Annotated in this window: 6 protein-coding genes; 2 read left to right on the top strand and 4 right to left on the bottom strand. The window is 35.6% G+C overall.

Features of this window, described 5'->3' with window-relative positions; genetic code table 11:
* Positions 1-229: 229 nt before the first annotated feature.
* Positions 230-2713 carry a mechanosensitive ion channel domain-containing protein gene (locus ABFR62_04325; GenBank protein ID MEN8137639.1) on the bottom strand — a complete coding sequence of 828 codons (2484 nt, stop codon included), beginning with the start codon at positions 2711-2713 and terminating at the stop codon, positions 230-232.
* Positions 2714-3129: 416 nt separating this feature from the next.
* Complete coding sequence (locus tag ABFR62_04320) at positions 3130-3912, bottom strand: amidohydrolase (GenBank protein ID MEN8137638.1); 783 nt, start codon at positions 3910-3912, stop codon at positions 3130-3132.
* A 579-nt stretch (positions 3913-4491) separates the two neighbouring features.
* Between ABFR62_04320 and queG the strand changes: the two genes are divergently transcribed.
* Positions 4492-5433 (top strand): tRNA epoxyqueuosine(34) reductase QueG, encoded by a 942-nt coding sequence (gene queG / locus ABFR62_04315; protein MEN8137637.1) that lies wholly within the window; start codon positions 4492-4494, stop codon positions 5431-5433.
* An 83-nt stretch (positions 5434-5516) separates the two neighbouring features.
* On the opposite strand, the gene ABFR62_04310 is transcribed toward queG, so the two are convergent.
* On the bottom strand, positions 5517-5840 hold the full coding sequence (locus ABFR62_04310; protein MEN8137636.1) for a DUF59 domain-containing protein: 324 nt from the start codon (positions 5838-5840) through the stop codon (positions 5517-5519).
* A gap of 7 nt (positions 5841-5847) precedes the next feature.
* Entirely contained in the window at positions 5848-6276 is a 429-nt protein-coding gene (locus ABFR62_04305; GenBank protein MEN8137635.1) for a SufE family protein, read from the bottom strand.
* Between the two features lie 605 nt (positions 6277-6881).
* On the opposite strand from ABFR62_04305, the gene ABFR62_04300 reads away from it, so the two are divergent.
* Positions 6882-7640 (top strand): hypothetical protein, encoded by a 759-nt coding sequence (locus tag ABFR62_04300; GenBank protein MEN8137634.1) that lies wholly within the window; start codon positions 6882-6884, stop codon positions 7638-7640.
* Positions 7641-7658: the final 18 nt, after the last annotated feature.

Raw genomic sequence — 7658 nt, 5'->3', positions numbered from 1 at the left:
AGAAGTAAATATGCGAAACTGGCTGACTAAACTATAGTCCGCATCAAGTTCTTGAAATAAAAAAAGCCTGTTGAAATCACTGAATTTCGACAGGCTTTTCTCTTTTCTCTTTTCTCTTTTCTCTTTTCTCTTTTCTCTTTTATCTTTTATCTTTCCTGCCTGACTGAGTCACGCAGGCAGGTATCTTTCCTCTTTTCTCTTTTCTCTTTCCTCTTTCTTCTTTTATCTTCTATCTTTTATCTTTTTCTCTCTCATCAGATCTCTTGAACACAATCCCTTCATCAATCGACCTTAAATGTAAGTCCTGCTGTGGGAAAGGAATTTCAATTCCGGCTTCGCTAAGTTTGTCAAAAACCTCAAACATAATTTCACTCCTGACTCTCACCCAGTAATCGTCATGCACCCAGAAAAGCATTCTGAAATCCAGTGAGCTTGCTCCCAGCTCGTTAAACAATACCGTCGGGGCAGGATAGGAAACCACTTCCTTATGCTCATTGAGAACCTTAATCAAAATATCGTGTACCTGATGAGGCTTTGAGCTGTATGATACACCAACAATCAACTCTATACGCCTGTTTTGATCGGACAAGGTCCAGTTTATAACTTCACTCGATATCAGATTTCCGTTGGGAACTATAATCTCGGCTCCGTCAAAGGTTCTTACTTTACTGGCACGAATACCTATCGATTTTACCACTCCCAGCATTGTACCCACCTCAACAGTATCGCCAATCTTAATTGGACGCTCCACCAAAAGAATGAATCCCGAAACAAGGTTATTAATAATATTCTGAAGTCCGAACCCAATACCAATACCAAAAGCACTGAAAATTATGGCAAATTCAGAAAAAGGGAGGCCAACAACACTCAGAGCAATAAAAAAGCCGATAGTGATAATAGCATAACGTACCATCACCGAAATTGTATGTGGCAAACCTTTATCCAGATTCATCTTTTTCAATACATCGTTTTCCAGTACCGACCTTATAACCTGCGACACTACTGCCGATATCCAAATAACTAAAATAAAAAGAATAGTTCCTCCTGTTGTAAAAGTCACAGAACCCAAACTGCGTTCTTTCGACAACCAGTCAAACAAACCTTCATAAACCGAGCCATCTAACCTGATCATCCTAAGTAGAAAATGAACAACAAACAGAAAAAATACAATGTTCACAAACCTGGTCGTTTTATCAATAAGTGTATCTCTGTTTTTTCTTACCGCATCAATCTTTTCCGACAGAACTCCTTTGAACGAGAAAACCAAAAAGCCATTAACTACAATTAAAGTTAATACGAGTAGGGTTATCACCAGAACAGATCCATAAACAGAATATATAAGAGTCTCCGATAAACTCACATAACCTATAATATTGCCTCCTATTCCAATAACAATCATTGTAAGAAAAATATAAGCAACAAAAATCATCCCTTTCTGCAGCAACCTGTGGCGGTACAGATTTTTATTTTTTATCAGCCAAATAAAATGCAATACTGAAATTATCTCTATTATTCCCATTAAGAGTAGAAGAATTCTCGAAACCACCTTATCGGTCGGTATAAACTCATAAATAAGCTGAATAATCATAACTGCACCTAATGCGTACACATATTTATAAAACCTCCCGTGAACGATTTTCAAAAGTGTATACATCAACGGGAATACAAGTATGAATCGGAAAATATCGCTGAGTATTAACGGCATATTATCATAAATAAAAACCGACATAAATAAACCTATAATCATTCCGGAACTGATTGGTGTATATAAAAATTCCAGAAAATATTTCTTATACATCGAATACTTCCCGTGGCCAACACTATTGCCTTTATTATGAATATATGTGAATACAAAAATCAAAGTTATAGTAAAAAGTATGTGAAATATAAACGATGCTATATTTATAGAAAGATAACTTTTTAAATTAGCTAATTCATTCTTTGCAAACTTCAGTACTTTTCCGCCGGCATACCAGTTATTACCTTCAGAATAATCGATTCCGGATAAAGGTTTCTGACCTGAACTAAATAAATCAGTCTTCTGAGTTTCAATAATTCTTTTTAACTCATCTACCCTTCCAACAACTAAGCCATCCACCACTAAATCATCATCCAAAAGGGCCAATAAAAAATTTCTTTTATCTTCAATTTTAGCTTTTACCCTATTTAAAGATTCAATCCCCTCGGCCAACCTTCCTCTGATTGCATCCGAATATTCGCCCTGTGTTAGTAATTCCGAAATAAATTCAAGTTCTTTTTCCTGTTTCAAAAGCCTCGACAGCCTGTTATCAAGTTCATTTGTATAATCCGAAATAACAGAGCTTCTGGCTTCTATCATCTGGTGATGCTGCTCCCAGAAAGTCAAATCGTTTTTTAGCTTCCTTCTGTCGTTTACTGGTATTTCTTTTTCCGAATACTCCTCTAAATCGGCATTAATCGTACTTAAGAACGATTCATTTTCAGATTTCAAATGCGTTAATTTATTATCGCTAATAAGCTTCTCTTCAATACCGGTTATCTTTATATTTATATCTGATAATTTTATTGATATCTCCCCAATTTCCAGTTCTTCATAAACCGAAGTCACCACACTGTCAGTAACTGCAGCCTCCGATCCGGCATCCTGTGCCAATACACGCGAAAAATTAAATATTGCCAACAGGCCTATAAGTATTAGCTTAAAACTACCGGCCGGTTTTATTTTCCTCCACATAATACAATATTGTTTTAATGTTTTTTGGTTCTGAAAGTTAACATATTAATTTCCTTTTTGTAAATTTTTATGTGATAAGTTATTTCAGACAGCTATTAATAATTCGGCCTATTACATCCTAGTTTACACACCCCGGTGATGATAGTCTCTGCGTTTATTTTAAATTCTTAACGCTTTCCCATCGCGAGGCCAAAGTTTTTTTCACGAAAATTCTAATCATGCTAAAGCTCAACAGGTGAGTTGATGACAAAAAAACACTTTAATATTTTTACCCTAAAATAAATCCAGGGTCTACTTTACACTTTGAACTTTGAACTTTGAACTTTGAACTTTGAACTTTGAACTTTGGACTTTGGACTTTGGACTTTAGACTTTAGACTTTAGACTTTAGACTTTTAATGTTATTATTTCGGCAATCAACCTATCCTAAAATCATCTATATCATTTATAAATCCCAAAACCTTTCTTGTTTTTACCAACTGACTCTTGCTTATCTCAACTATTTCCACTTCTTCTTCATATTCTTTCGCTTCAAAAATACTCTCACCCAAACTATTCAAAACCGCTGAATCTCCACTATAATCAAAACCTTTAACATTTAATCCTACCCTATTCACTCCTGCTACATAGGCCATGTTTTCAATAGCTCTAGCCTTTAATAGGTTCTGCCAAGCAAAACGTCTTTTATCAGGCCAACTCGCTATATAAATAAGCAGATCATAATTGAGATCATTTCTGCTCCATACCGGAAAACGAAGATCGTAACAAACCAAAGGCATTATTTTCCAACCTTTATATTCAAACACTTTTCTTTCATTACCCGGACTAAAAACTTTTTCCTCGCCGGCAAGAGTAAATAAATGTTTCTTATCGTAATACTCAAAACTACCATCCGGATAGAAGAAATATGCTCTGTTAAAGTAACTGTTCCCCTCTTTTATAATAACACTTCCTAATACAGCAGTTTGTAACTCTAGGGAAGTACTTTTCATCCACGACACTATTTCACCATCAGGGCTTTGGCCTACCTTGTCTACATTCATTGTAAAACCAGTGGAAAACATTTCGGGCAGAATAATCAAATCGGCCTTACCTTTCGTCAAAGCCAGCTTATCACTGTATCTGTTCAGGTTTGCCGACACATCTTCCCATTCAATATCAGTTTGTACAATTGTCAGTTTTAATATATCAGAATTCATTTCCTTATCTTTATTTTATCTCCCAAAATCTAATAATCAAATATATTATAATTACTGATGTTTCCCATATCTTGTTTTTGGCGCTATTTCCGGCTCTCCGCTATAGCTTTGCCCGGCATAGCAGTTCGAAAATCACATTTCGGGGTCTTCGCTAAGGCTCAGCCGCCAAAATATATTTCTCACAAGCTATCCCAAACAAAGGCTGCCACTTCCATCCGGGCGGATTATATTTCGTTGCTCTGCACCCGGGTGTTGATAAATATCGGGTAATTATACCATTTTGCAGCTAGAATATTTTTCTTAGATCAAACGAGCATTACAAAATCTTAACAATTTTGACCCACAGGGGGAATGATTATAAACAAAGCCAACCGGTAGGCGGCGCTAATAATTCGCGGCTAATTTTTAATCAGGTAAAAAATAAGCCACAAATTCTTTATCTTTTCCCTTTATACTTCTTTTAAAATTATTCCTGTAGCCCAGCTTATCAAAGAATTTCAAACTCGTTTAAAGAAAAAATATCTCGAATTTATCAGGTTCATTTCATATTGTAATTGGTATATGATTATTTTTGTAGCGATGTTAAATAATACAAGTCATAAAAAACAAATAATTGAAGAAGCAAAACGGCTTGGCTTTACATCTGTTGGTTTTTCCAAAGCAGAATTTTTGGAAAGCGAAGCAACAGGTCTCGAAAATTGGCTAAAATCGGGTTACCATGGCGAAATGTCGTATATGGAAAATTATTTCGATAAACGACTCGATCCAAGATTACTCGTTCCGGGTGCAAAAACAGTAATATCTCTTTTATACAACTACTTCCCTTCTGACACTCAAAAAGATCAGGAAGCACCCAAAATTTCAAAATATGCCTACGGTCAGGATTATCATGATATAATTAAGAAAAAACTGCGGCAACTAATGGATTTTATTCATGACGAAATCGGAGATGTAGACGGTAGAGTTTTCACTGACTCGGCTCCTGTACTTGAAAGAGCGTGGGCAAAAAAATCGGGACTTGGCTGGATTGGAAAAAATGCAAACCTAATTACTTACAAAGAAGGTTCTTTCAGGTTTATATCTGAATTAATAATCGACCTGGAACTGGAAGCAGATTCTCCGGCTACGGATCATTGCGGATCGTGTACAGCGTGTATCGATGCCTGTCCGACAGAAGCAATCGAAAATCCGCAGATAATAAACGGCAGCAAATGCATTTCATACCTCACCATCGAATTGAAAAATGAAATACCTTCTGAATTTAAAGGAAAAATGGACAATTGGGCTTTTGGCTGTGATGTGTGCCAGGATGTATGCCCGTGGAACAAATTCTCAACACCACATAAAGAGCCATTATTCGAAGCCCAGGGCGGACTATTGGATTTTACAAAAGATGATTGGCACGAGATGACAGAAGAAGTATTCAGAAAAGTTTTTAAGAAATCACCTGTTAAGCGTACAAAGTTTAAAGGACTATCCCGAAATCTGGAATTTCTAAAAAAAGAAAAGATCAAGAGCTAATTAATAAATCTCCCTTAATCTTTTCTCTTTTTTCTTTTATCTTTCCTCTTTTATCTTTTATCTTTTATCTTTTCCCGTTTCTCTTATAGAAAACCAAGAGCCAGCAATGCCTCTTCGCTCATCATATCCTTTGTCCACTGTGGTTCAAAGGTCAACTCCAGCTCACAACTGGTAATACCCTCAATTCCGGCAATCTTGTCTTTAACTTCCTGAGGAAGTGATTCAGCAACCGGACAGTTTGGGGTAGTTAAGGTCATCACTACTTTAGCATCGCCATGATCAGATACCTGAACATCATAAATCAATCCCAACTCATATATATCAATAGGAATTTCCGGATCATAAATTGTGTGTAATACTTCCACAATCTGATCGCCTAAAACCTGAATTTGCGTTTCTGTAATCATTCTAAAATTAATCTTTTTTTGATTTTGCATTCAATGCAACAGCATAAAACTTCATCATCTTTATCGTCGCCATCAACCCGTTAGCTCTTGTTGGTGAAAGATGTTCTTTTAACCCGATCTTGTTAAGAAAATCCAAATCTGTATCAACCACATCCTGCGGTGGCTGATTAGAAAGAACTCTAAACAGTAAGGCTAAAACTCCTTTAGCAATAATAGCATCCCCATCGGCCTCATAAACTATTTTTCCGTCAACCAACTCAGCGTGCAACCATGCCTGCGACTGACATCCCTTTACCAAATACTCGTCAGTCTTATATTTTTCATCTATCAGAGGGAGTGTTTTTCCAAGTTCAATGATGTAATCGTATTTTTCCATCCAATCATCAAACATCTCAAACTCATCTATTATATCCTCTTGAATCTCTTTTATAGTCATCTTACTATATTTCAAAATAGTGCACAAATGTACAATAAGCTATTCAATTTAAAAAAGACTAATTATAAATAAGCTTAATTATGTGATAAACTGAATTTATTGTAAAATTTCGGGTATCTGCCTGCAAAACATTTAATAAGCAACATTAAAATAACACTTTTCATGACTATACTCAATTGATAATTACTATATTGCAGTTACTTATACCAATTAAATTTCAAGATGCTCCGTTAGATTTGAGGTGTAGTTCTTTTTTACGAGTATCAAATCTCTTGCATAGCAGGGCTAAGGTAATAAGCGAAGCGGTTGACTCCGTCGAATCTTCGGTTTAACCTAAAGGTTTCATGAACTCAATTGAAGTTATTGTTTTGTGAATAAGATATTTTATGCGGGTAAAAATGAATTACACAAAGAAGATAATGTGTATTAGCTGCGCTGAGCCTAAAGGTTTTTGATGTTTATTTGGTATTATTTATACTAATACCCTAAAACCGGTTAGCAAAACCTGAAAAAAAATTTACTTAAAGATTATTTACACCTTATTACATTACTCTTCCATGAGTAAGGATTAAGATGTTACAATCTAAAATAAAAATCACACTGATATGAAAATCAAACTAACCTTACTTGCGTTATTCCTATCAATAACTATTACAAAAGCTCAGGAAACAGTTCAACCTGATAATTCTGCTCCGAAATACAAGCAATCTGAAGGCGACAGATCTATAGAACTAAACTTCGACCCCGGTAAAATATTTGGTTCTGATCAGGGAGGACAATTCAGCCTGCCCGGAGGTTTTAAAGTAAGACTATTCAGATCCGACTTCAGTCTGTTCAACTCAGAAAGTGGCGCCTATAGATTGGGAGCAAATTTCAGCATTAATAAGTCTTCAGATATCATTCAACAAGAGAATCCTGATTGGGATCAGAAAGAATTAAAGGTAAGAAGATCTTACTTTTCTATAAACCTAAAACCCGGTTATGAATTACATTTTAAGGGAACCGAAAGATTATCACCATATGTTGGAGGACAAATGGCAATTGGTTTCTCGCGGTTTGTATATAAAGAAGATTTTCAATTCGAAGGTGATGTATACTACGATAAATGGGTTAACGGCCGTATGGTACCTGATGGTAGTTTTAATTTTGGCTTAGGAGTTTTTGCAGGAGTCGACTATTATATTATCAAAAAACTTTACCTGGGACTTGAGGCCGGATATGGATTAGGATACACAAAAAAACTGAAGACAAAATTTAGCAGCGGTTACGATTCAGACGATGATTATGAAATAAAGAAAGGATATAATTTTAGCGTTTCTCCCTATCTGGCAACAGCTAATTTTAGAATTGGGTGGAATTTTTAAGTATAATCCCTTTGTTTA

It is taken from the genome of Bacteroidota bacterium, assembly GCA_039714315.1.
In the GTDB taxonomy this organism is placed as follows: domain Bacteria; phylum Bacteroidota; class Bacteroidia; order Flavobacteriales; family JADGDT01; genus JADGDT01.
Note: the sequence above shows the minus strand (reverse complement) of the source record. Positions and strands in the feature narration are given on the sequence as shown.